At 32.9% G+C, this 26,131-nt stretch carries 19 protein-coding genes; 5 read left to right on the forward strand and 14 right to left on the reverse strand.

Features of this window, described 5'->3' with window-relative positions; translation table 11 throughout:
- Positions 1-24 precede the first annotated feature (24 nt).
- The 6 genes from FG167_RS04005 to FG167_RS04030 form a co-directional block, all read right to left on the reverse strand.
- On the reverse strand, positions 25-969 hold the full coding sequence (locus FG167_RS04005) for an alpha/beta fold hydrolase (protein WP_203460139.1): 945 nt from the start codon (positions 967-969) through the stop codon (positions 25-27).
- Complete coding sequence (locus tag FG167_RS04010; RefSeq protein ID WP_203460140.1) at positions 966-2,471, reverse strand: class I adenylate-forming enzyme family protein; 1,506 nt, start codon at positions 2,469-2,471, stop codon at positions 966-968. Before FG167_RS04010 ends, FG167_RS04005 begins: the two co-directional genes overlap by 4 nt.
- Positions 2,446-3,957, reverse strand: a complete 1,512-nt coding sequence (locus FG167_RS04015; protein ID WP_203460141.1) for a sodium/pantothenate symporter — start codon at positions 3,955-3,957, stop codon at positions 2,446-2,448. Before FG167_RS04015 ends, FG167_RS04010 begins: the two co-directional genes overlap by 26 nt.
- 280 nt (positions 3,958-4,237) lie before the next feature.
- The gene (gene rpmA / locus FG167_RS04020) at positions 4,238-4,498 is read right to left on the reverse strand and encodes a 50S ribosomal protein L27 (RefSeq protein ID WP_055442756.1); all 261 of its coding nucleotides are present in this window, start codon (positions 4,496-4,498) and stop codon (positions 4,238-4,240) included.
- Positions 4,499-4,539: 41 nt separating this feature from the next.
- Positions 4,540-5,178, reverse strand: a complete 639-nt coding sequence (rplU, locus tag FG167_RS04025) for a 50S ribosomal protein L21 (RefSeq protein WP_203460142.1) — start codon at positions 5,176-5,178, stop codon at positions 4,540-4,542.
- A gap of 97 nt (positions 5,179-5,275) precedes the next feature.
- The gene (locus FG167_RS04030) at positions 5,276-5,731 is read right to left on the reverse strand and encodes a DUF4199 domain-containing protein (RefSeq protein ID WP_203460143.1); all 456 of its coding nucleotides are present in this window, start codon (positions 5,729-5,731) and stop codon (positions 5,276-5,278) included.
- A gap of 185 nt (positions 5,732-5,916) precedes the next feature.
- Between FG167_RS04030 and FG167_RS04035 the strand changes: the two genes are divergently transcribed.
- Both FG167_RS04035 and FG167_RS04040 read left to right on the forward strand, forming a co-directional pair.
- On the forward strand, positions 5,917-7,236 hold the full coding sequence (locus FG167_RS04035; RefSeq protein WP_203460144.1) for a pitrilysin family protein: 1,320 nt from the start codon (positions 5,917-5,919) through the stop codon (positions 7,234-7,236).
- Between the two features lie 19 nt (positions 7,237-7,255).
- A complete protein-coding gene (locus tag FG167_RS04040) occupies positions 7,256-9,319 on the forward strand; it encodes a pitrilysin family protein (RefSeq protein ID WP_203460145.1) in 2,064 nt (687 codons plus the stop codon).
- Positions 9,320-9,452: 133 nt separating this feature from the next.
- On the opposite strand, the gene FG167_RS04045 is transcribed toward FG167_RS04040, so the two are convergent.
- Positions 9,453-10,349 carry a DMT family transporter gene (locus FG167_RS04045; RefSeq protein ID WP_203460146.1) on the reverse strand — a complete coding sequence of 299 codons (897 nt, stop codon included), beginning with the start codon at positions 10,347-10,349 and terminating at the stop codon, positions 9,453-9,455.
- Between the two features lie 99 nt (positions 10,350-10,448).
- Between FG167_RS04045 and FG167_RS04050 the strand changes: the two genes are divergently transcribed.
- Entirely contained in the window at positions 10,449-10,952 is a 504-nt protein-coding gene (locus tag FG167_RS04050) for a heavy-metal-associated domain-containing protein (protein ID WP_203460147.1), read from the forward strand.
- A 49-nt stretch (positions 10,953-11,001) separates the two neighbouring features.
- On the opposite strand, the gene gldD is transcribed toward FG167_RS04050, so the two are convergent.
- From gldD to mutY, 4 genes are all read right to left on the reverse strand, one after another.
- The gene (gene gldD / locus FG167_RS04055) at positions 11,002-11,577 is read right to left on the reverse strand and encodes a gliding motility lipoprotein GldD (RefSeq protein WP_203460148.1); all 576 of its coding nucleotides are present in this window, start codon (positions 11,575-11,577) and stop codon (positions 11,002-11,004) included.
- A gap of 165 nt (positions 11,578-11,742) precedes the next feature.
- Complete coding sequence (locus FG167_RS04060; RefSeq protein WP_203460149.1) at positions 11,743-13,047, reverse strand: gliding motility-associated protein GldE; 1,305 nt, start codon at positions 13,045-13,047, stop codon at positions 11,743-11,745.
- 22 nt (positions 13,048-13,069) lie between these two features.
- Entirely contained in the window at positions 13,070-13,525 is a 456-nt protein-coding gene (locus FG167_RS04065) for a single-stranded DNA-binding protein (protein ID WP_203460150.1), read from the reverse strand.
- Between the two features lie 225 nt (positions 13,526-13,750).
- Positions 13,751-14,791: an A/G-specific adenine glycosylase gene (gene mutY / locus FG167_RS04070; protein ID WP_203460151.1), complete on the reverse strand. Its 1,041-nt coding sequence runs from the start codon at positions 14,789-14,791 to the stop codon at positions 13,751-13,753.
- Between the two features lie 135 nt (positions 14,792-14,926).
- Here mutY and FG167_RS04075 point away from each other — a divergent pair, with 135 nt between their 5' ends.
- Together FG167_RS04075 and FG167_RS04080 are read left to right on the forward strand one after the other, a co-directional pair.
- Entirely contained in the window at positions 14,927-15,217 is a 291-nt protein-coding gene (locus FG167_RS04075; protein WP_055442767.1) for an HU family DNA-binding protein, read from the forward strand.
- 443 nt (positions 15,218-15,660) lie between these two features.
- On the forward strand, positions 15,661-17,205 hold the full coding sequence (locus FG167_RS04080; protein WP_203460152.1) for a ribonuclease E/G: 1,545 nt from the start codon (positions 15,661-15,663) through the stop codon (positions 17,203-17,205).
- 143 nt (positions 17,206-17,348) lie between these two features.
- Here FG167_RS04080 and FG167_RS04085 read toward each other — a convergent pair whose 3' ends face one another.
- From FG167_RS04085 to FG167_RS04095, 3 genes are read right to left on the reverse strand one after another with little or no spacing between them, the layout of a single operon-like run.
- Positions 17,349-19,262, reverse strand: coding sequence for an OmpA family protein (locus FG167_RS04085; protein WP_203460153.1), 1,914 nt, complete (start codon positions 19,260-19,262; stop codon positions 17,349-17,351).
- Positions 19,263-19,281: 19 nt separating this feature from the next.
- Positions 19,282-20,187, reverse strand: a complete 906-nt coding sequence (locus tag FG167_RS04090) for a type IX secretion system membrane protein PorP/SprF (RefSeq protein ID WP_203460154.1) — start codon at positions 20,185-20,187, stop codon at positions 19,282-19,284.
- Positions 20,188-20,204: 17 nt separating this feature from the next.
- The gene (locus FG167_RS04095) at positions 20,205-25,994 is read right to left on the reverse strand and encodes a gliding motility-associated C-terminal domain-containing protein (RefSeq protein WP_203460155.1); all 5,790 of its coding nucleotides are present in this window, start codon (positions 25,992-25,994) and stop codon (positions 20,205-20,207) included.
- Positions 25,995-26,131: the final 137 nt, after the last annotated feature.

Raw genomic sequence — 26,131 nt, forward strand, 5'->3', positions numbered from 1 at the left:
GTAATTATTATTTCTAGTTTTGTATTAATTAGCATTCATAAATTGTTGAATAAGCTGATTAACCTCTATCGGTTTTTCAAATTGCACAAAATGACCAGCATCTTCTACATACGCGACTTTTACTTCCTTTATTTTTTGGGAAGCTATCTCACCAACATCTTCAATAGTTAAGGTGGGATTTAAATAACGGTTAGGAATAAGCATGTCTTTATTACCAAAAACAACTAATGTCTTTTTTGCAATATTCTCTAAATCTGTATACACCGGATCGTTTAGCATTCCAGAAATACTACTCACAATAGCGGTACAATGTGCATCAAAATCTGTAGCTAATTTAATTTCCTTTCTATCCGCAATCATTCTAGATGTCTCTTCTGGCAACTGGTAAAAGTTTAAGGCATAGTTTTTTTCAATTTGCTCGTCTGTTGTGTTTTTCACCATATCGACAGTGAAAAAACTTTTTAGCATATTAGAACCAGCTTCCGAAAACTGTTCTAATCCTGCTGGAGCAATCAAAATTAGTTTTTCAATATCTGCTGCATAAGAAGTCGCTAGTTTAACACTTGCTTGTCCGCCCATAGAATGTCCAACAAGAACCACATTTTTCAATTCTAATTCCGCTATGAATTTATGTAAAATTTCAGCGAAGTACGTTGGCGTATAATCTACTTCAGGTTTAGAGGATCTTCCGTATCCTGGTAAATCCAAAGCAACGCAGGTGTAATGATCTTTTAAGTCCTTAATATTTTCAGACCATGCATCCGAATTACTACTTAATCCATGTACAAACAAGATTGTTTTTTCACCAATTCCTTCTTTAATATAACTTATTTCCGTGCTGTCAATTACCACTGCATGTGATTTAAAATCATATTGAGAAATTATTTCTTTCATAAGTTTATCTGATTTTTGCGAAAACATAATGGTGCTAATTAAAGTGAAAATAAATAATAGCGTAAGTCTTTTCATTGTTCTGATTTAATAGTATTAAAATAATTATATAATTTTTTTCTAGAAACTTTACCCAAACTGGTTAGCGGAATTTCATCTAAAATAAAAAGATGTTTTGGATGCTTAAAAGCTACCAGATTCGTTTTTAAAACTTCCCGAATTGCGGTCACGGAAAGATCTTCATTTTCTGTGGTTACAAATGCTATGCCGCATTCTCCCCATTTTTCATCCTTCACACTTAAAACTACTGCTTTCTTTATTCCTTTTATTAATTCCAACTGCACCTCAATTTCTTGCGGATAAATATTTTCTCCACCAGAAATATACATGTCGTTTTTGCGTCCTTTCATATACAAAAAACCTTCTGCATCACTATACGCAAAGTCGCCAGTAAACAGCCATCCTTTTTTTATTTTACTGCTGGTTTTAACGGAATTATTCCAATATCCCGGAGTTACTATATTCCCTTTAATACAGAGTTCACCAACTTCATTTGTCTTAACGGTCTCTCCTTTGGCATTCACAATTTTTAGATCTAAATAAAAATTAGGCTTTCCTATAGAATTTGGTTTAAGCACTGCCATTTTATGATGTAACGAAGTAATACTTGGACCAGCTTCGGTTAAACCATAGCCTGGTCTTATGTAAATATTTTTTTCTGTTTTCCAGAAAGAAACAAGTTCGGATGGCACTTTTTCACCACCAGAAATAATGTAACGCATTTTTTCTAGGTTTACATTTTTAAAAACTGCCGTTTTCTGCATCATTAATAGCATGGTTGGCAAAGCCATAAACAAAGTCGTTTTGTTGCGTTCTAAAAGGCATAATATGTTTTCTGCATCGAACTTTTCTAACATACCAATATGTGCTCCTTTATGCAAAAGTGGCGTTATAAAAACATTCCATCCAGATGTATGATACGGCGGCAAGGTATTTATTGTGGAATCTCGAAAGGTAATCCCCAACTGCATCGATGTATTTAAGCTATTCCAAAACAACATTTTATTGGTATAAATAACCCCTTTTGGCGCACCTGTAGTTCCCGAAGTATAAAATATAAATAAGGCATTATCCTCTTTAATAGAATAAGTTTTTACTGCATGATTTTCTTCATTATGAAAAAAGTGTTCTAGTTTGTCCACAGAGATTGTTTGTATCTTTTCTAGTGGTAATTGCGCTAATTTATCTTGATGATTTTCATTATATATAAATAAACAAGGTATACAGTCTACAAGAAGTTTTGCTATTTCACTTACCGGTAAGCGATAATTTAAAGGAACCATTACCAATCCCATACGTTGGCAAGCCACAAAGAGCACCATATATTCCAGGCTATGCTCTGCTAAAACAGCGATTCTATTGCCTTCTTCCAAATGAAGCTCTGTAAATTTATGGATTAACCGATTGGCGTAGATATGCAAGTCATTATACGTATAACTAATATTAGTGTCATACGATGTTAATGCAATTTTGTCGGGCGTATAATCTGCCCATTTAGCTGTCCAATCTAGTGCGTCCACTTGCTTCTTTATTAAAATCTATTTTATATATAATGTACCCAATCACTAGGGATGTTATTATTCCTATTGCCGCAGAAACCCCAGGATTATTAACCGGTTCTTGCATGTACGGTGTTATCCTTCCGTAGTAAATACCAAAATGTACCACTATTGCCGTAACACTTGCTATAAAAACAGCCCTTAAAGAAACATTATCTAAAAATGTTCCAAACAGAACAGGCACAAAAGCAGCTGCAAAGTAAGCATAGACCCCGTTTTGAGCAAAAATAGCCACACTAACGTCTGGGTTTTTAATTTGTTGCCAACTTAATAAAAAGCTCACAACACCAAGGACAACAATAACTGCTTTATTGATTGAAATTGTTTTTTCGGTAAACCTATCCTTAAACAAAGGATTGATGATATCTGAAGTAATGGTAATAGACAACGATTGAATCAAACTCTCTAAGGTCGATAATCCTGCCGAAATTAAACCCACAACAATAACTAAACCAATACCTACAGAAAACTTAGTAACAACGTAGGTTGGTATAATTTCATCCATTCTTAGTTTTTCTCCATTGACCATAAAGTCAGGAAAACTAATTCGAGCATACAAACCAACAATTACCACTAAAAAGAAAACAATCATAAAAGCAATCCCGCTAAACAAATAGGTGTTTATTTTTGAAGAATCTTTTAATAATAGTGATTTTGTAATAATGTGTGGCTGACAAACAATAGCAACACCAATTACTATTTGGGTAAAAATAATTTCAAAATAATCTCGAAAAAGAAAGCTTGATGGGTTTGTTGGTTTAGTAAGATTAGGGTCTATAGCATTTAATTTATCGAAGAAACCAGAAATACCATCAGTAAAATATTCAGACCCAGAACTAATTAAAATAATAGCAACAACAAACATAATGATCGCCTGAATAGTATTGGTATACACCATAGAGTTTGCCCCACCAAACATCATATAACCAAACACAAATGTGGTAATTCCCATAAGCACATAAAAAGGATCTGCATTTAGGGATTTAGAAATAACCTGTGTTAATCCAACATTAATTAGCACAATAAAAGTAATGAGTAAGAGTGCTATAATACCGAAGAAAAACGCATAGCTTTTACTTTTATACCGTTTCCCTATCCATTGTGCCATGGTTGTGGCTTTCACAGAATTACCTTGCTTTACAAAACCTTTGGTAAAAACAATAAGCGATACAAATGCAGCAATTGGTAATACAATAGCGAAAGAGATTACTCCTGAAATTCCGTATAGCGCAATAAATCCGGGATTAATAATAAAGGTTGCAGCACTTGTCATAGAAGCCGCCAAAGACAAACCAACTACCCAAGAAGGGAAACCTATATTTCCAACGGCATAATCTTTTATGCTTGTGTTTTTTCGAGCACCACGTATGACGAAAAATAATATTACTGCAGCATACACTGCTAATAAAATCCACATATAAGTCACTAACTTGTCTGATGCTATCATTTCTATTTTTGTCTTTAAAACAAATAACAAACTTTATATTATTTTGATTTCAAATATTCATCTTAATAAAGGTATGACTTTTATAAATTAAAACACAGAAATAACCAAACACATTGTATTATATACAAAAATAGATTATGTGACTTTTATAACAACAACTATTATTACAGGAATATTATTAGTATTCCATTTTATCTTTTTTACATATAGCGCATAAAAAAACACCTTTACTTATTAGATAAGTAAAGGTGTTTTAAATTTTTAAGGATTTATAAAATTCTTAAACTTCGAAAGGCTCAATAGATACATAAGATCTATTGTTTCTTTTTTTAGTGAATTTCACAAGACCATCTACTCTAGCGTGTAAAGTGTGATCTTTTCCTTGGTATACGTTCTCCGCTGGGTGATGCGTATTACCTCTTTGTCTTAATATGATATTTCCAGCAATAGCAGCTTGTCCACCAAATATCTTCACGCCTAAACGTTTTGATTCTGATTCTCTACCATTCTTCGAACTACCAACTCCTTTTTTATGAGCCATTGTCTTAAGGTTTTATTTGTTATACTTCAGTAGTTTCGCAATTAAGCTTTACCACCATCTAATTCGTCTTGCCATTTTTTAAGCTCGTCCCACTTACCATCAGCAGCTAATTTAGCTTGTGCTGGCCAAGTATCTGTTACGTGATTACCACGAACACCTGCAATGATTTCAGAAATTTTTGCTGCATCTGTTTTAGCTAAATCTGCGAAAGTCGCGATTCCAGCTTCTACTAATGTTTCAGCAATTTTAGGTCCAATACCTTCAACTTTCTTTAAATCATCTGCTTTACCTGTTGCTTTTTTAGCAGCTGGTTTTGCTTCTGCCTTTGGAGCAGCGGCTTTTTTAGCTGGAGCAGCTTTTTTAGCTCCTGAAGCTACAATGCTTTCAATCACGATTTCAGTTAAGGCTTGTCTGTGTCCATTCTTTACACGGTAACCTTTTCTTCTTTTCTTTTTGAAAACAATAACTTTATCACCTTGAAGGTGCTTTAAGATTTTCACACTTACTTGTGCTCCATCTATAGCTGGGGCGCCTACAGTTACATTGCTACCATCTGCAATTAAAAGAACATTATCGAAAGACATTGTCTTTCCTTCTTCTGATGCTAAACGGTTAACAAAAACTTTTTGGTCTTTTTCAACTTTGAATTGATGCCCTGCTATCTCTACAATTGCGTACATAGCGTAACGTTTTTATTAATTAATTTATATAAAATAATCTCATTTTCCTTAGAAAACGGATGCAAATATACTGCTAATTAATTAAACTACAAACGTTTTATTGCTTTTGAACAACTTTTGTGCTGTTTTTTAAAACCTGCATGAAAGTAAGTGTTAAAATTGTTGAAGATGCTAAACCTTCAACAAGAATTACAAAGATTAAAATTCCGCCACCATACCCACCATCATTAAACCAATCTTTCAATAAGGTATTCTTAAATTCTATATCTATATGAAACATATAAATCCCCATAAACAAGGCAAAAAGAAACGTTGCTAAAAAACCAGTAATTATTCCAACCTTAAAGCCGTTTCCATAGTCAAATTCTCCATGTGATATCGTTTTATACTTTTTAATAGATAGATAAATTCCGTACCCCATAAATAATCCGTTTACCATTCTAAACCAGGGATTAGTATGCAGTCCTAACAATTTAATAATTAGAAAATATGCTATAAGCGCTATAGTTGTAAAAACGCCATATTTAACAGCCACAGATGAAGAAGAATTCATATCAATAAAGCTTTAAGGGTTATACTCTTTTTAAATTTCGTGAAAAAATTCCAATTAATACAATTTAATACTAACTTTTTGATATTGTTAACGTTAAAAATATTTTTAAATATTACTTTTGAAAATCTGTAACTATTCTTAATAGTTAAGGACAAATCATTAAAATTATATAAACCAAAGACACAATGAAAAAACACATTTTAGCTTTAGCTTCTTTATGTTTAGCTGGCTTAACAGCAACCGCTCAAGAAGTTAAGTATGAAGAGTACGACTTAGATAACGGCATGCACGTTATCTTACATAAAGACAACTCTGCTCCTGTAGTAACAACCTCTGTAATGTATCATGTAGGTGCAAAAGATGAAAACCCAGAACGTACTGGTTTTGCTCACTTTTTTGAACACCTTTTATTTGAAGGAACCGAAAACATTAAAAGAGGAGATTGGTTTAACATAGTTACCTCTAATGGAGGAAGCAACAATGCCAACACCACAGACGACAGAACATACTACTACGAAGTATTTCCTTCTAATAGTGTAGAACTTGGTTTATGGATGGAATCGGAAAGATTAATGCATCCTATTATTAATCAAGTTGGTGTAGACACCCAAAACGAAGTTGTTAAAGAGGAAAAACGCTTACGTGTAGACAATTCTCCATATGGTAAGTTTTTTGAAAATGTAAAGAAAAACATGTTTAAAAAACACCCATACAGATGGACAACTATTGGAGAAATGGCACATTTAGACGCTGCTACTCTAGAAGAGTTTCAAGCTTTCAACAAGAAATTCTATGTACCAAACAACGCTGTTTTAGTGGTAGCTGGAGATATTGATGTTCCTGCTGTAAAAAAAATGATTCAAGATTATTTTGGCCCAATTCCTAGAGGAGAAGAAATCACAAGAAACTTCCCTAAAGAAGACCCTATTACAACGCCTATTAAAGCAACTGCTTACGATAGCAACATTCAAATACCTGCAATTGTTGCTGCTTACAGAACACCTTCAATGAAAGATAAAGACGCTTATGCGTTAGATATGTTATCTACTTATTTAAGTAGCGGTAAGAGTTCTGTATTATACAAGAAATTAGTTGACGAGAAAAAAATGGCACTACAAGTTGGAGCGTTTAATAACAGTCAAGAAGATTATGGAACATATATTTTATACGGAATGCCTTTAGGAGATGTTAAACTTGAAGATTTACTTAAAGAAATAGATGAAGAAATTGTGAAAGTTCAAAATGAATTGATTTCTGAAAGAGACTACCAAAAACTTCAAAACATATCTGAAAACCAATTTGTAAACTCCAATTCTAGTGTAGAAGGTATTGCAGGATCATTAGCAACATATTACATGTTATATGGTGACACCGCTTTAATTAATAAAGAAATTGAAATCTATAGATCTATTACTAGAGAAGATATTCAAGCGGTAGCAAAAAAATACCTAAACGCTAATCAACGATTAGAAATGGAATATTTACCAGAAGAAAAAGAGCAATAAAAAATTAAATTCATACAAAATGAAGACAAAAATATTTACCATATTATCATTGTTTTTAATGTCCATTGGCCTACAAGCGCAAATAGACAGATCAAAACAACCAAAAGCAGGACCAGCTCCAAAAATCGCATTAGAAGTACCTGGAGAATTTGAATTACCAAACGGTTTAAAAGTACTTGTTGTAGAAAACCATAAATTACCTCGTGTTTCTTACAGTTTATCCATAGATAATAAGCCTATTAAAGAAGGAGACATCGCTGGTGTATCTGGAATATTAGGAAGTATGTTAGGTAACGGAACAACAAACATCGCTAAAGATGCCTTCAATGAAGAAATCGACTTTTTAGGAGCTAGAATGAGCTTTAGATCTAATGGTGGTTACGCAAGTTCACTATCTAAATATTCAGATAGAATTCTAAATCTAATGTCAGATGCTGTTAAAAATCCTTTATTAACAGAAGAAGAGTTTCAAAAAGAAAAAGAGAAAGCTATTGAAGGTTTAAAATCAAACAAAAAAAGTGTAGATGCTGTTGCTAGCCGTGTTGGTAGCGCTTTAGCTTACGGTACACATCATCCTTACGGAGAGTTTGTAACCGAAGAAACTATTGGAAAAATAACTTTAAAAGATGTTAAAACTTTTTACGAAAGATACTACGCACCTTCAAACGCATATTTAGTAGTAGTTGGTGATGTAGATTATACCACTATAGAAAGACAAATTAGAAATTACTTTTCTGCTTGGGAAAGCAATTTAAAAGTGGTTTCTACAGTACCTGAAGCAATGCCAAATGTGAAATACACGCAAATCAATTTTGTGGATATGCCAAATGCGGTACAGTCTAACATTTCTTTAACGAGTAATGTAGATTTAAAAATGAACGATCCAGATTACCATGCTGTTTTAATCGCTAACAAAATATTAGGTGGCGGTTTTAATAGTTACCTAAATATGAATCTTCGTGAAGCTCATGGGTATACTTATGGTGCTCGTTCAAGTGTAGGTTCAGACAAATACGTGTCTCGTTTTAAAGCTGGAGCAGCAGTTCGTAATGCCGTAACAGATAGTGCTGTTGTTGAAACTTTAAAAGAAATTAAACGTATTAAAGAAGAACCAGTTTCTGCACAAGCATTAGAAAATGCAAAAGCAAAATATCTTGGTGACTTTGTATTAGCTCTAGAGAATCCGCAAAACATTGCTCGTTATGCATTAAACATAGAACTAAATGATTTACCAAAAGACTTTTATACTACCTATTTAGAAAAAATAAAAGCAGTTACGGTAGAAGATGTACAAAGAGTAGCAAACAAATACTTTGGTACAGATAGCGCTAGAATTGTTGTTGTTGGAAAAGGTAGCGAAGTACTAGAAAATTTAGAAAAAGTAACCTTTAACGGTGAAAATGTACCAATCAAATATTATGATGCCTATGCTAATAAAGTTGAAAAACCGAACTACAACATAGAAATGCCAAGTGATGTAGATGCAAACTCGGTACTTAACAAGTATATTGATGCTATTGGTGGAAAAATCAATTTAGACAAAGTAAACTCTGTTTTTATGACTGCTGAAGCGGAATTACAACCAGGTATGATGATGCTTCTAGAAATGAAGAAAACATCTAAAGACCAATTTGCAACAGAAATTTTTGCTATGGGACAATCTATGATGAAAACAGTTGTTGACGGTGAAGCTGGTTATAAAGTACAACAAGGACAACGTTCTGAAATGAGCCCTGAAGAAGTGAAGACCACACAAGAAGAAGGTTCTCCATTTCCAGAAGTAAACTACTTAAAGAGCGGAGTTACTTTAGAAAAAATTGAAGATATTGACGGAGAAAAAGCTTACAGAATTAAAATTTCTGATACGCAAACAAACTTTTACAGTGTAGAAACTGGATTAAAAATAAAAGTTGAAAAAACGTCTCCAATGGGTTCTGCTTCAACCTACTTAACAGAATACCAAGAAATATCTGGTATAAAATTCCCGTTTAAAATCGGACAAACAAATGGACCACGAAAATTTGATTTCATTGTAAAAGAAATCAAAGTAAACGAAGGGGTTACCGATGCTGATTTTAACTAATTAAAACAATTGTCATTTCGACCAAAGTGGAGAAAACTATTCATTAGTTACCAATTAGATTTTTCGACTACAATAAAAATGACATCCTATAAAATATTAAAACCACGCAAATTGCGTGGTTTTTTTATGCAAACTATTTAAAAAGTACCCTTTTACCAGTTCTTTTTTGCGATAAATAAACACCTATTAATATAATACCAGAAGCAAAAGCTTGTAACAAACTAAAACCTTCGCCATCTAAAACTCCCCAAATCAATGCTACAATTGGCATAACATAGGTAACAGAAGAAGCAAAAACAGGAGTAGAAATTTGCACTAATGTATTAAAAAGCACTTTAGCTAAAGCCGTACCAAAAAAGGATAATAGCGTTACATAAAATATAGACATACCCAACTCAGGCTTACTAAACGTTGCGTCGGTAAAGAAACCAGTAAACAACAAGACAATTATAGCTGGAATAAAAATAACAACATAGTTACCCGTTGCAATAGCCAAAGGCTTAACATCTTGTAGATATCTTTTTATAATATTTACATTTACCGCATACATTAAGGTAGAAACAATAATAAAACCAGCATACATATAGTTTTGTTCCGGATTTAAAGCGGCACCTTTTAAAATCAATATGGCAGTACCAATAAAACCAACAATAACTCCTAAAACTTGTCTTTTGGTAGAAGCTATTTTAAACACAGCAAAACCAAGTAATATAGTATTTAAAGGTACTAAAGAGTTTAACACAGATACCACAGCACTATCAATTTCTGTTTCTGCTATGGCGAAGAAAAACGCTGGAATAAACGATCCGAAAAAACCTGAAATAGCAATCCATTTCCAATCTTCATTTTTAATCGTTTTTATGGTTTTATAGCCTGCAGCAAATAAAAATAAACCTGTAATTATAGTTCTTAAAGCTCCTAGTTGATAAGGATTTAAACCTATAAGCGCTTTTTTAATAAGTATAAATGAAGTTCCCCAAATTAGCGATAAAACGATAAGATATACCCATTTTTTATTATCTCGAAACATACCTCTTTTTTTTAGTAGTACAAATGTGCTACTTTTTAACACAATTAACAGCAAATAATTATTAGATTTGCAAACAGTTGAATAATAAAAACTTATACGATGAAACAAATAAAAAAAATAGCTGCAATAGCTGTAATTACCTTAGCAGCATTTAGTTGTAAAAACGAAACTAAAGCAGAAGTGGTTACTGTAGAGACTGCTGTAGAAACAGCTAAAGCGGAATTAGATCCAAATGCAACGTATGCAAAAGCAGAATTCACTATTGAAGGTATGACTTGTGCAATTGGGTGTGCAAGAACTATTGAAAAGAAACTAGCTAAAATGGAAGGTGTGAAATCTGCAAAAGTAGATTACGACAAAAAATTAGCTATGGTTGAATATGACAATGCTAAAGTTACTACTACTTCTTTAGAAGAAACAGTAACTAAAGTTGGAGACACCTATACGGTTAAAGAAATGAAAACGGTAGAGTCTTTTTCAGGAAAAAAAGCTTGCGATACAGATTGTAAAAAGGCATGTTGTGCAAACAAAACAGATGCAGAAAAGAAAGCTTGCTCTAAAGACTGCAAGAAAGCGTGTTGTGCAGGTAAGGCTAAAGCTTAATCGATCAAACAACGTATTATAGAAAAAGCTTCTCTATGAGAAGCTTTTTTTATTTCCAAGTAATTGTTTCCATGATATGTTTAATATCCTTTTTTAAATAGCTTGCCGCTGGAAGTATAGAATCGAAATTAGGTTTTGCATAAAAATACAAAGAGCCTGTTAAAAAATGATCCGTACTATCTGTTACATAAAATTGCGATTGTGATGCTGCGTTTCCTCCTACCTCATAAAACATTCCGTACACTTTGTTTTTAGGGTTTTCAAACAAATCACTAAAAATTTCATCTGCTTTTTGTGTATGTTCCTGTGTGAAATTTTGTGCATCACGCAAATAAGAAATTAATTTCTCCTCGCTTTTATTTATAGATTTATACGTTAAGTAAATCGTTCCTTTTAAAGCTGGATACTCTAAATCTATACCATAACTATCGTCTCCACCTAACTTTCTTGTTTTCACATTGGTTGCTAATGCATTTTTTTCGAAAGAAAAAGGCATCTTTAAATTCGTTTCGCTATAATTAGCTTCTGGATATTCTAAACGTAGTTTTGCTTCTGGTTTTGGAGTAGCATCCTTTCCACAGGAAAAACAAATAATGACTATTAGTAAAACTAAAAACTGTTTCATGTGTTTATTATCTATTGTTCTTTATTGATGACATTGGACATCCACTCAATCCTTCCTCTTAAGTATTAAGAATGAGTTATGGATGTTTCATAAATATTATTAATATAGGTTCGCGATATATTCCTATTAAAAAAAGAGACTTGTAAATTGTCGTTTTTTTAGTTATCAAGGAAGGGTTACTTTAACTCTTGTAATTCTTTTTTTATCTAATGCTTCAATTGTAAAAATGTAATCTTCAAAAAGTATTTTACTATTTACTTTTGGGAAACTTCTAGATATTTCTAAAACAAAGCCAGCAACAGTTTCCGCTTCACCTTTATTATTTTCGAAAAAAACATATTCATCTAATCTAATAACTTTATAAAAATCTTTCAACGCTGTTTTGCCTTCAAAAACATAGTTTTTATCATCCAATTTAGAGTAAACTAATCCTTCATCATCAAACTCATCACTAATATCTCCAACAATTTCTTCAATAATATCTTCTAAAGAAATAAGCCCAGAGGTTCCTCCATATTCATCTACAACCACAGCTAAATGCACTTTCTTTTCTTGAAATTCGGCCATTAAATCATCTAGCTTTTTATTTTCTGGCACAAAGAATGGCTCACGCAATAAGGTTTTCCAATCTAATTGTTTTCTATCTATAAAAGGCAACAGATCTTTGACATATAAAACGCCAATAACAGTATCTATATTATCTTGATATACAGGAATTCTAGAATAGCCATTTTTAATGATTTCCGGAATAACATCTGCATATTTTTGCTCCACATTTAATGCAAAAATATCTATTCTTGGTCGCATTACCTGCTTGGTATCTGTATTTCCAAAAGAGACAATACCTTGCAGTATTTTTTGTTCTTCTTTGGTGGTATCTTCATCGCTTGCTAGTTCTAAAGCTTGGGAAAGCTGATCCACACTTAAATTCGATTTTTGCTTAGCAAACTTATTGTTTATTGCTATTGTTACGCTTCGCATTGGCAAACTTATTGGCGAAAAAACGACATCTAAAAAACGTATTGGATACGCCATAAATGTAGCAAACTTTAATTTATTTCTAATGGCATACACTTTGGGTAAGATTTCACCGAATAACAATATTAAAAAGGTAACTAAAACAACTTCTAAAACAAACTTTACAGCCGAGGAGTTTATACTTTCAAATATAAAGTTACCCAAATAAGCAAACAGAATTACGATTGCAATATTTATAAAATTATTCGCTACAAGTATAGTTGCTAATAGTTTCTTTGGTTTTTCTAATAAATAGGAAATGATCTTAATTGGCTTCAGGTTTTGTTCTAAACCTTCTTCTATATCTGAATCTGTTAAGGAAAAAAAAGCTACTTCTGCTCCAGAGATTAACGCAGAACAAAGCAATAGTACAAATAAGAGCACAAAACCACTTACAATTGAAAAATCAATGGCTAAATTTATTAATAAAAAACTCGTGGGTTCAGGGTCCAAGGATTATAATTTTAGTTAAACGTTAAAAGGGAAGATCATCATTACCTTCTTCTACCTTTGGCTGGTTAGCACTTGGTTGTGCTACTTGTGGCTTTTGTTGTTGTTGTTGTGGCTGACCACTATTTGCCACGCCACTTTCATTTTTTGTAGTTAAAAAAGTAAAGTCGGTACATTGTATTTCAGTAGAAAAACGGTCGTTACCACTTTCGTCTTGCCATTTTCTAGTTTTAATTCTACCTTCTATATATACTTTATCTCCTTTGCTTAAATATTTTTCGCAAATTTCGGCACCTTTATTACGCACCACTACATTATGCCATTCTGTGTTAGTAACACGTTCATTGGTTTGCTTATTGGTATAGGTTTCATTTGTAGCAATAGGAAAACGACCAACGCAACCTCCACCTTCAAAATAATGCATTTTTACTTCATCTCCTAAATGCCCAATTAGCATTACTTTATTTAATGTACCTGACATAATATCTAATTTTTAGTATTAACCAATTCCTCTTCCCTTTTAAAACAAAAATCAAGAGAAATTTGAGCTACAAAATTACGCTTTTGCAATTGATAAACTTAAAATTAATAAAAAAATATGAAACTTCCATAACATGTTAAAGATACCTAAAGGAATGATTAATATGGAAGCACCATGTGACCAATAAAAAACAAATAATAAAGACACTTGATATACTCTAAACCTTTAAAAATTAAAAATTTCTATAAAGTTAGAAAGCAATACTGGAACAGGAAATTCTTTTATTTTACTTATAGAAACTCCTTTACTGGCAAGTGCATCTATTTCTATAATCCAAAATTTAGTATGTAAATGCTGATGCGATAATTTATGAATAATTGCTTCTTCATTATATAAAGACAAATTATAGGAAGAACCATTGATTACATCGTGCTTTTTTAATTGCAAAGACATTGCACTAAAATCCATTACCTCATTACTCTCTATTAAAGGAAACTGATATAGGTTTTGCCAAATACCTTTTCCTTCTCTTTTTTCTAAAATGGTTTTGCCATCTTCTGAAACGAGTACTAAAAAATTAAAATGTTTCTTTTTAGGCTTTAAGCTCTTTTTCTTAACAGGCAACTCGGTAATTAGGTTCTTTTGTAAAGCCATACAACTATTTTGTAACGGACAAATAGTACAATCGGGATTTTTAGGTTTGCATTGTCTTGCGCCAAACTCCATAATAGCCTGGTTAAACTCTGCAGGATCTTCTTTATCTATCAGTTTTTGCGCTAAAGCTTTAAACTCTTTTTGCCCTTGAGAACTATTAATAGGAGTAGCAATTCCGAAATATCTAGAAAACGCTCTATATACATTTCCATCAACAACAGCACAAACCTCATTAAAGCATATAGAAGCAATTGCACTAGCGGTATAATCGCCAACTCCTTTTAGTTTTAATAAATCTTTATAATTATTAGGAAACGCACCATCGAGTTCTTCTACAATATGTTTTGCCGTTGCATGCAAGTTTCTAGCTCTAGAATAATACCCCAAACCTTGCCATAATTTCAAAATATCGCTCTCATTTGCACTAGCAAGGTCAAAAATTGTTGGAAAATTAGTAACAAAAGCTTCATAATAAGGTAATCCTTGCTCTACTTTTGTTTGTTGTAAAATGATTTCAGACAACCATATAAAGTATGGATTGGTAGTTCTTCGCCATGGTAAATCCCTCTTATTTACTGAATACCAATCTGTTAAAGTTTTGTTTATAGTCATTTATTATATATAGTATCTGCAAAAATAAACGTTTATTAGGTTAAATTTAAGTGAATTAGGTTTGAAATATTGAAATTTTAATTCCTATATTTGCATCCCTTAATAACTGATTACAATAATTAAAAATAATAGAGAATGACTAAGGCTGATTTAGTAGCAAAAATTTCTGAGAAATTAGGAATTGAAAAAGGAGATGTTCAAGCAACAGTTGAAACTTTTATGGAAGAAGTAAAAACTTCTTTAGAAGGTGGAGATAATGTATACCTAAGAGGATTTGGAAGCTTCATCATTAAGACAAGAGCTGAAAAAACTGGTAGAAATATTTCTAAGAATACAACTATAAAAATACCTGCTCATAATATTCCGGCATTTAAACCTGCTAAAGTATTTGTAGAAGGAGTGAAAACAAATGTAGACGTTAAGTAAGACGCTAAAATAATATTAATTTAAAAAAAATCAAACTTATGCCAAGTGGTAAAAAACGCAAAAGACACAAGGTTGCTACGCATAAGCGTAAAAAAAGAAGACGCGCTAATCGACACAAAAAGAAGAAATAGATTAAAAAAGTAGTTAATAGCTACTTTTTTAGTTTATAGCAAACGTTCTTTGAAATGAGTTCTATAAAAACACGTATTACCTTGCGTAGTTTGGACTCCACGGATTTAAAAAAATCCTGTGATTTCTAATCATAGTTAGATTTAGCATAGTTAATTTTAACTATGATTAGAATAAATAATGTATAATCCATCTGTATAATTTGGTTTTTAGCTATTGGTTTTTTGTTGTTGGTTGTTATTCTGAAAAGATTTTCAACTTCTAACTTATAAATCGTAACTATTAACTAAAGCGTATGGATAAAAATTAACAAAATGGATAAAGAATTGATCATTAGATCTAGTTCCAACCACGTTGATTTTGCCTTATTAAAAGATGGAAAACTTATTGAATTACAAAAAGATGAAGATAGTAACGATTTTTCTGTTGGTGATGTGTTTATTGCCAAAACAAGAAAAGCCGTTCCTGGTTTAAATGCTGCATTTGTTAATGTAGGTTATGAGAAAGATGCATTTCTGCATTATCATGATTTAGGACCAAAACTACCTTCCCTTTTAAAATTCACAAAAAGTGTAAGCACAGGTAAACTAAATGATTTTTCATTAAAGAATTTCCCATTTGAAAAAGATATTGACAAAAACGGAAGCATTGCTAACGTTATAAAGTCAAATCAATCGTTACTCGTACAAATTGTAAAAGAACCGATATCTACAAAAGGCCCTAGAATAAGCTCTGAGCTTTCTATTGCTGGTAGATATATTGTTTTAGTACCTTTTTCTGATCGTATTTCTATTTCTCAAAAAATAGAAAGTAAAGAAGAGAAAGAAAGACTAAAACGTTTGGTTAAAAGTATTACTCCAAAAGGTTTTGGTGTAATAATACGTACAGTAGCAGAAGGCAAAAAAGTAGCTGAACTAGACAAAGATTTACAAAATTTGATGGGTCGTTGGACCGCAATGTGTAAAAAGCTACATAAAGCAAAACATCCAAGTAAAGTATTAGGAGAGATGAATAAAGCTTCCTCTATTTTACGAGACATATTTAATGATTCCTTTACGGGCATTCATGTGGATGATGAAGCGCTTTACATGCAGATTAAAGATTATGTGCAATTAATTGCACCAAAAAAAGAATCGATAGTTAAATTGTATCAGTCAAACGTTCCAATATTTGAAAAATTTGGAGTAGAAAGACAAATTAAAACCTCTTTTGGAAAAACTGTTTCCATGGCAAAAGGAGCATATTTGGTAATAGAACATACCGAAGCGCTTCATGTTGTAGATGTAAATAGTGGAAATCGCTCTAATAAAGCAAATTCCCAAGAGGACACAGCACTTGAAGTTAATTTAATTGCAGCAACAGAAATGGCCAGACAATTGCGTTTACGTGATATGGGCGGAATTATTGTTGTTGATTTTATTGACCTAAATACTGCTGAACACAGAAAAAAGCTTTTCAATCATCTACGTGATGAAATGAAGGATGATAGAGCTAAACATAAAATATTACCTCCAAGCAAATTTGGATTGATACAAATAACCAGACAAAGAGTAAGACCAGAAATGAACATTAAAACCAGAGAGGATAATCCTGATGGTATAAATGGCGTTGAAGTTGAAGCTCCAATAAATATTGTTCCAAAGATCAAACATGATATGGAACAACTATTTAAAAAAGACTATACTAAGGTGACCTTAAACACACATCCTTTTATAGCAGCCTTTTTAACAAAAGGTTTTCCATCTATACGTTCAAAATGGTTTTTTGAACATAAAAAATGGGTGAAAATTTTACCAAGAGATGCTTACACGTATTTAGAATATCATTTTTTTGATAAAGATGATAAACAAATTAAATAATTAAAAAAGCCTTACTTTTTATAAAGTAAGGCTTTTTTGTTTTTATACCTTTTTATAAAATAATAAAAAGGACTACGATATATTTAAAATTAGGTCATAAAAAAACCACCTCTAGGGAGGTGGTTTTTAAGCTTATTTTAATACTATTGGTTGTTTGGTCCACCACTTACAATAATAAACTCACTACGTCTATTTAATTGGTGTTCTTCTTCTGTACAACCTGTACCACAATTAACTGCTGGTTCGCTTTCTCCTTTCCCTACTCCAGAAATTCGTGCAGCATCAATACCTTTAGATATTACATATTGCACTGTTGTTTGTGCTCTTCTGTTAGATAATCTTTCGTTATAAGAACTAGGACCTCTACTATCTGTATGCGATTTAGCATTAATAACCATGTCTGGGTATTTGTTCATTATTTGTACTAATTTATCCAACTCAAAAGCAGCTCTTGCTGTAATGTTAGATTTGTCAAAGTCAAAATAAATAGGATCTAACTCTACACGATCTGCAACAATTAGTTTTTCAATAGGATCTAAAGCTATAGCAACTGCTAATTCTTCTTCATCGGTACCTTTAATACTTAATCTATTACTTTCGTATTCATCCATAGTTACTTCTAACTCTGTCTCTGTATCACACTCTATAATAAATTCTGCACTACCTTCAGCGTTTGTAGGCTTAGAAGCTATTTTATTTCCTTTAGCATCATATAAAGTTGCCATCGCTCCAACTAAAATTTCTCCTGTTTTATTATCTGTTACCGTAGCAGTAATTTCTACATCACATAAAGGTTGTAATTTTTTAATTGCATAAATATCATCACTACCTTTTCCTCCTTCTCTGTTAGAAGAAATAAATCCTTCACCTGACTCTTCGTCAATACTAAAAGCAAAATCATCTGCATTACTATTTACAGGAAGTCCTACGTTACGTATTTTAGACATTTTACCATCTATTTCTTTGGTATAGAAAACATCTAAACCACCAAGACCTAAATGTCCATCTGAAGATAAGTACAAGGTTCCATTATCACTTATAAATGGAAACATTTCACGACCTTCTGTATTGATTTTTTGTCCAAGGTTTTTCGCTTCACCAAAACTACCATCACTATTAATAGTTGTTTTATAAATATCTCCTTGACCAAATCCTCCAGGCATATCTGAAGTAAAGTAAAGTGTTTTACCATCTGCACTTACAGAAGGATGATCTGTGTTATAGTTATTACTATTAAAAGGTAATGGTTGCACGTTAGACCAATCGCTTCCAGATTTAGTAGCTTTAAATAAATTTAATACACTAAATCTAGTGTTAGATAAAGAATCTTTTTGATATTGTTTTTCATAAAAACTCTCTCTAGAAAAATACATGGTATTTCCATCAGGACTAAAAGCAACAACACCTTCATGATATTTTGTATTAATATCATTACCTAATAAACTTTCATTTTGGTAGGTACCATCATCTTCCACAGTAAATTCATATAGATCTAGAAAAGGTTGTTCATTCCAACCATATTCTCTTCTTGCATTATTTCTTGCTGAAGTAATATACAGTTTTCCGTTTTTAAGCGTTCCTCCAAAATCAGAAACTTCTGAATTAATTTCTAAATTCTGTACATTGAATTTCTTTCCTTTTTCTAATATTTTAGGAAGATAATCTGGATTCTCATTAAAAGCGATTGCTCTAACATCTGCTGGTCTCATACTAGCAAATTTAGTCATCCATTGGTTTGATTTATCGTACTTACCATTTGCCTTAAGCATTTGTACGTAGTTAATCATTGTTTCTGGATCTTGAGAAGTTTCCAGTGCTTTTGCATACCATTTTTCAGCTTCAACCGTATTAAAAATATTGAAGTTTGATTCTGCCAATCGCTTGTAAACATACTCGTCTGCATTTCCTTTTTCCACTAATTTTTGATACGACTCAATTGCTTTATTGAAATCAAATCTAGAAAAGTGCTTATCTGCAGTACTAGTAGATTTATTTTGAGCAGTTAAACTTAAGCTACTCAATAATAGTAAAGTAATATATATTTTAATGTTTTTCATAATTCTTTAGCTTAAGGGATTAGAAGTAACGAGGTGAACGAGATACACGTTTTGGAAACGCAATGTCGAAATTAATAAATACCTCATGTGATGAACTAGTTGTATAGTTTAAATCAGATTGAATAGCATCATAAGCATATCCAATTCTTAAACGAGGTGTTACCATAAAGTTGATCATACCACTAAAAGAATCTTCTAAACGATATCCCACTCCTACCTCAACAATATCATACATAAATACATTTGCATTTACATCAAAACTAGTAGGAGCATCAAATGCTGTTTTTAGTAAAGCGTGTGGTTTTAATTTAAAGTTTTCAGATAAATTAAACACATAACCAGCTGCTGCAAATAAGTGTTGTGTTTCTGATCCTATATTTAAACCGTTAGCATCTAAATGAGTTGCATTTAAAATATTTGGCATAGAAGCAGAGATATAATATTTGTTTGGTTTGTAAAAATAAACTCCAGCTCCAATATTAGGTGTTACTTCATTGATATCTTGAAAAAGATCATCATCAGCATCTGTTAATACTAAATCACTTAAACCAATATCGTGAAATGTAGCTCCTGCTTTTAAACCAAAGGCTAATTTATTATTTGCTCCCATTGGTAAAGTATATGAGAAATCTGCATACGCATTTGTTTCTCTTACTGGTCCAACTTGATCACTAATAAGAGACAAACCTAAACCTACATTTTTACCAACTGGAGAATGAATTGCGAATGTTCCTGTTTTAGGAGCACCTTCTAATCCAACCCATTGACTTCTGTAAAGCATACCAATAGCAACTCCTTCATAAGAACCTGCATATGCTGGATTAACAACATTCATGTTATACATATACTGTGTGTACTGCGGATCTTGTTGTGCTTGCATTTGAACCACAAACAAGAAAGCGAGAATAATATATATTTTTTTCATTTTAATTAATTAGTTTATTAGTTTTCTCTATTTAAATATATCCAAGATGTTTTGGTCTTGTTTCCTTGGTACTCCATTAGATAGAAATAAGTTCCTACAGGAAGTTCATCTCCAGCATCAGACTGACCATGCCATTCATTTGTATAGTTTGTTTTTGAATATACTTTTACACCATGTCTGTTAAAAATTTCTAATCGACTTACTTCAAATCCTCTTAAATCGAAACTATCATTTTTATCATCATTGTTAGGAGATATACCTTGTGAGATAACACAGTTAATAGTTTCTACAAGTACTTCATTTGTTTCCACACAACCACTATTATCTGTAACCTCTACAACATAATTGTATGCACTTCCAGACATAGGTTCTGTAAAGATACTTTCATCTATTACAAATACGTTATCACCAACGGTGTTTGTTTGTAATAAAGTGTTCATATCATCATATAGCGCATAAGTTACAGTATTAGCATCATAACCGTTATTTAGTGGGTCAATAGTTAACTCATAAATAGCTCCGTTACAATCACCAGTTACGGTAAAGTCGAATACATCTGTAAGTAAGGTTAGATTTTCGATATTTGACATTGGACAAGCTCCTGCAGTTGTATACTCTATAGAGTATGTTGCTCCAGTTGTTCCATTAGTTACTTCCCCAGTCATGCTGTTAATCACAGCTCCATCACTTGGTGCTGGGTTGAAAGCAAATGTTCCACCTGTATCTCCATCTATTGTTACTGTTCCTCCTGTACAAGACGCTATCACTGTAAAGGAAGCATCTTCTTCTGGTAAAACAGTTACCGTTTCTATAGTAGTTTCTGGACAAACTCCAGACGTTGTATACGTTACCGTATAAGTAGTTCCTGGTAATCCAGTAACTGTTCCTGTTGCACCATCAATTACTGCTGTATCTGTTGGTACTGGGTTGAAAGCAAATGTTCCTCCTGTATCCCCATCTATAGTAGCTGTTGCTCCGTCACATGTTGCTGTCATTGTAAATGAAGCATCTTCTGATGGTAAAACAGTTATTGTTTGCATACTTGTTGCCGGACAAACACCAGACGTAGTATACTCTATAATATAGGTTGCTCCTGAGGTTCCTCCGGTTACAACTCCAGTGGTAGCATTAATTACTGCTCCATCTGTTGGTGCTGGCGCTTGGAAAGCAAAAGTTCCTCCTAGAGTTGTTACTGTATCTACAGTAGCTCCATCACAAGTATCTAACATTGTAAATGTGGCATCATCTGTAAGTAAAACAGTAACATCTGCTGTACTTGTATCTGGACATGCTCCAGTTGTTGTGTACTCTACGGTATATGTTGTTCCTGCAACACCAGCTGTTACTAAACCTGTTGCTGGATCAATTTGTGCACCATCTCCCGGTACTGGATTAAAAGTAAATATTCCACCTAGAGTACCAGTAATTGTAGCTGTACCTCCATCACATGTAGCATCCATAGCTATAGTAGCTTCATCTGCTTGATCTCCTAAAAAATTAACAACTATATCATCTGTAATTGTAGCAGTTCCTCCACTACAAAGTTCATAAGTAATTGCTGCAGTATATGTAGTTGTTTCTGTTGGTGAAACTGTAATTACTTCTTCATTACCTAAAGAAGTAGTACCATCAAACCATTCGAAGCTATAATTTGGATCCCCTTGAGAAGGTGTAAATCTCCAAAACTCATTAGTTGCTTCCCAAACACCCGTATTTCTTCCTGGTGGTACATAAGCAATATCACCTGCATTATTTTGAATTCCTGTAACTGCTAAACCGTCATTCCAATCTAAACAAGCTGGTTTATCAAAAATATTAATATCAATAGCATTTGAAGATTCGTATAATATAATTTGAGTTGTAGATGTTAGGTGATTACATTGCGTTCCAAAGTGACACATACCTGAAAAATTCACAATGAATTGTCTGGCTGGTGCTGTTCCTGCAATAGTATAATTAATATCACCACAACCTCCCGAAACGGCAGGATCTGGATTAGTATCATGGCAAACACCAAAGATATTACCTTCTGCTAAAGTAGTATTGGTATTATTAGGCAATCCTTGACCGTCATTTAAGATGTATCCATTAGATCCGCCTCCAACATCGGCAGCATCAATTTCAAAACGCAGTAACCCATTAGCTCCAATTTGGATACGATCATATACATCTCCAAAGTAGCAAAATTCAAAGCTTAAGTTGATAGGGTCTGTCCATGCATCATCAATAGTTAAACTTGTTGGTGTACCTCCAGAAGCTGGTGGTGTAGGACAGTCTAAAGCATTTATTTGGTAAGAAGTCGTGTCTTGACCAAAAGCCATAAAAGATGCAGACAATTCTACCTCGTTATTCGCACAAGTGACACTTATATCATCTCCTGCATTAATAATAGGACATTCTACTATTGGTAACGGACATACAAAAGATAACGGATCACTACTTGTGGTACACGTTAAATTACTTGTAGGTGCCATAGAGAAAACTACCTGAGTTACGCCACCACCAGGATAAGGACCGAAAGTTAAAACACCTTCTGTTGTAGCTTCCTGACTCGGATTTCCTTGATTATCTGTTACGGTAATTGGACCATTACTTCCTAAAGTAGTTACATCTACATCCACATAAAACTCTCCATTTTCACAATTTGGCACAATAGTATAGTTAGCTTCTTGAACGATATAAGATTGACATCTCACCGTGTATTCCATAGGGTCTTGTCCTCCACTGGAACAACTTCCAAAACCATCCGATTGAACCTGTATAGATAATGAACTACCTGTAGAGGTAAATTGTAAACCACTAATGTCACCGCCATTTCCATAAGGAGTAGCTGCATTTAAATTTGTAACACCATCAGAGTCTAAAACAATAAGTTCATCCCAGTTATTTTCTACTTCACCAGAGTTAAATGTAATCACTACAGGCTCGCCTGTTTGACTAGTAAACATAAAAACATTCGTGTCATTATTTTCATAACAATAGTTACGAACTAATGGACATTCATCACAAATTATTATTGTATTAGGGTCTGGTTTTGTAATAAAACTTTCTTCGATACATCCATCTGTGGCAGGACCATTAGCATTATAAGGTACAATAGAAACATAATATGTTGTTTCATAATCTAGTGCGGTTGTAGGTGTATATGTTGTAGTGTCTCCTACATTTACATTATTTGCGATATCATTTCCTCCTGGTGTTGACCCAATAGTAACATTGTAACCAGTTACAAAAATACTTGCTGGAGACCAACTAATATCTGTATTTAGTGCTACATCAAAAGCGCCATCTACAGGTGCTGTTAATACAGAATTACAATTTGGCACAGCCGTTGTATCTAAACATAAAGCATCAAAGTCCCAAGGATCATTTGTACAGTTTACAAAAACACCATCAGAAGTTACTCCTACAGTTATATTATCTCCTGAAGAAACAAATACTAATCCTGAAAGATCACCATTATTTCCATAACCATTATATAAAATAGTTCCGTCAGAATCTGTAATGACTAATTCATCCCAGTTATTTTCCGTTGTACCAGAATTAAATGTAATCACTATTTGTGAACCATCTAAACTAGTAAAGCTAAACTCTGAATTATCATTATTTTCATAACAGAATACGGTATTAACCACTTGGTCTGTAGAACAGTCTATAAACTGATTTGGGTCGTTTTTAGTTGTAAAACTTTCTTCGACACAACCACCAGTTGCATTCCCATTTGTGTTATATGGTATAATGCTTACATAATATGTTGTTTCATAGTTTAAATCTGCAGCTGGAGTATACGTTAAAACATTTCCTACATCTAAATTATTTATAACATCTGTACCTCCTGGAGTAGTTCCTACTGAAAGCACATAACCAGTAACAAATATTGAAGCTTGAGTCCAACTTATTACGGTATCAATTTCTACCCCAATTTCTCCATTTGCAGGGCTTGTTAAAGCAGCGTCACAATTTGGAGGAATAGTAGTATCTACACAAAATACGCTGAAATTCCATGGATTACCACCACATCCAATAACACTACTATCTGAGGTTACTCCGACAGTTATAGTATCACCAGAAGAAGTAAATGTAAGTCCCGCTAGATTTCCACTAGTTCCATAACCGGAATAAAGATTAGATCCATCAGAATCTGTAACCACTAATTCATCGTAATTATTTTCAGTCTCTCCGGAGTGAAAAATCAAAAATAATGGCGCTCCAGAACTACTTACAAAAGTAAACTCTGTAGTATCATTATTTTCATAACAAAACACGGTATTTTTAGGTGCACCAGAATCACAATCTATAGGTGCATTTGGATCATCACTAGTTGTAAAGATTTGCTCATTACAATTCTCTGCATATCCATTATTGTTATATGGTCTTATAGTTACATAATAGGTAGTTAAAAATGCTAATGTCGCTGGAGGATTCCAAGAAGTAACATTTCCAACATCAATACCATTAGCAATATCTGTTGCACCTGGAGTGCTTCCTACAGAAATCTCATAACCTGTAACCAAAATACTTGCAGGCAACCAATTGATATCTGTATCTGGATCTACATTAATATCTCCATTATTCGGATTATTTAATACTGCATCACAATTTGGTAATGCTGTTGTATCTACACAGAATACATCAAAATCCCATAATACCATACCAGATTGACAACTGGTAAAACCATCAGATTGAATTGTAATATAAATATCTCCACTAGTAGCAGTTACAGATAACCCTGTAAAATCACCACCATTATCTCCGGAGAACAATACTGGTCCCGAAGTATTTGTACCATCATAAATAGTAATACCATCATCTCCTACTTCTATTTCACCAGCATTAAACTGTAAAAATAAAGGGGAACCATCAGAACTAGTATAACTAAAGAAAGTAGTATCTAAACTTTCATAACAATAAACGGTATTAATAGGTACTCCTGATGCACAATTTACTGGTCCGTCAGGATCTGCTCCTGTAGTAAATGAAAATTCAGGACAACCTACTGCTTCTCCACTAGCATTAAAAGGAGTAACATTTACATAATACGTGGTTGCATATTCTAAAACTGGTAAATCATATGTTGTTGACAAACCAGTGTTTTCTCCATCTACAATGTCTACAGCTCCAGAACTTGTACCTACATTTAAAAGATAACCTGTAGGAATACCTGTTGCATTAGTCCATTCTAAATCGGTATTAACAGTTACCCCAATGGCTCCATTAGCAGGAGTAATCAAATTAGCACAATCTGGTGCATCTGCAACTACTTGAGTTGCTGAAATATTATCTAGATACACAAAATAAGCATGTGCAAATCTGTTTGTATCTATACGAAATTTAAAATCGGAACCTACTGGCAAACTTGCTGCTGGAACCACTATTGACCAATTTGCACAGGCATTTGAAGTCACGTGATTTGCATCATTAATAGTTTCAAGAGTTATCCAAGTCGCTCCATTATCTGTAGAATACTGAATGAACATTTCTCCCCAACCTGTTGGAGTTGCTGTTACTGCTTCCGACCAATCTACTATTTTATAATCGAACGAGATTGTTAAATCTGTCCCATTAGATTGTCCAAACACATTTGGCGATGTGATTTGTGCATTTAGAGTGGTATCATCTAAAATAGCTCTAATTGATCTACCGTCACAATTTGAATTTGCATCAAATGAAACAGCGTAGATATTACCTGGGCTTATCCAGCCCGCAGGCAAAGTAAAGCCAGAATCAAAATTTTCTACAAGGCCTATTTGAGAAAATCCTAAAAAGGATATTAGCCCAAATAAGAGTGAAAGGGTAATTTTTTTCATTTTATGATTAAGGTTAGTTATTAAATACTCAATTTGTTGTTTTACAAATCGTTATGTTTAATTGATTTTTTTTTAACAAAACACCTTATAAACTATGATGTCTCAATTAATTTCCTAAAGTATAAAAAAAGATTATC

The organism is Lacinutrix sp. WUR7 (genome assembly GCF_016864015.1).
Taxonomy (GTDB): Bacteria; Bacteroidota; Bacteroidia; order Flavobacteriales; family Flavobacteriaceae; genus Oceanihabitans.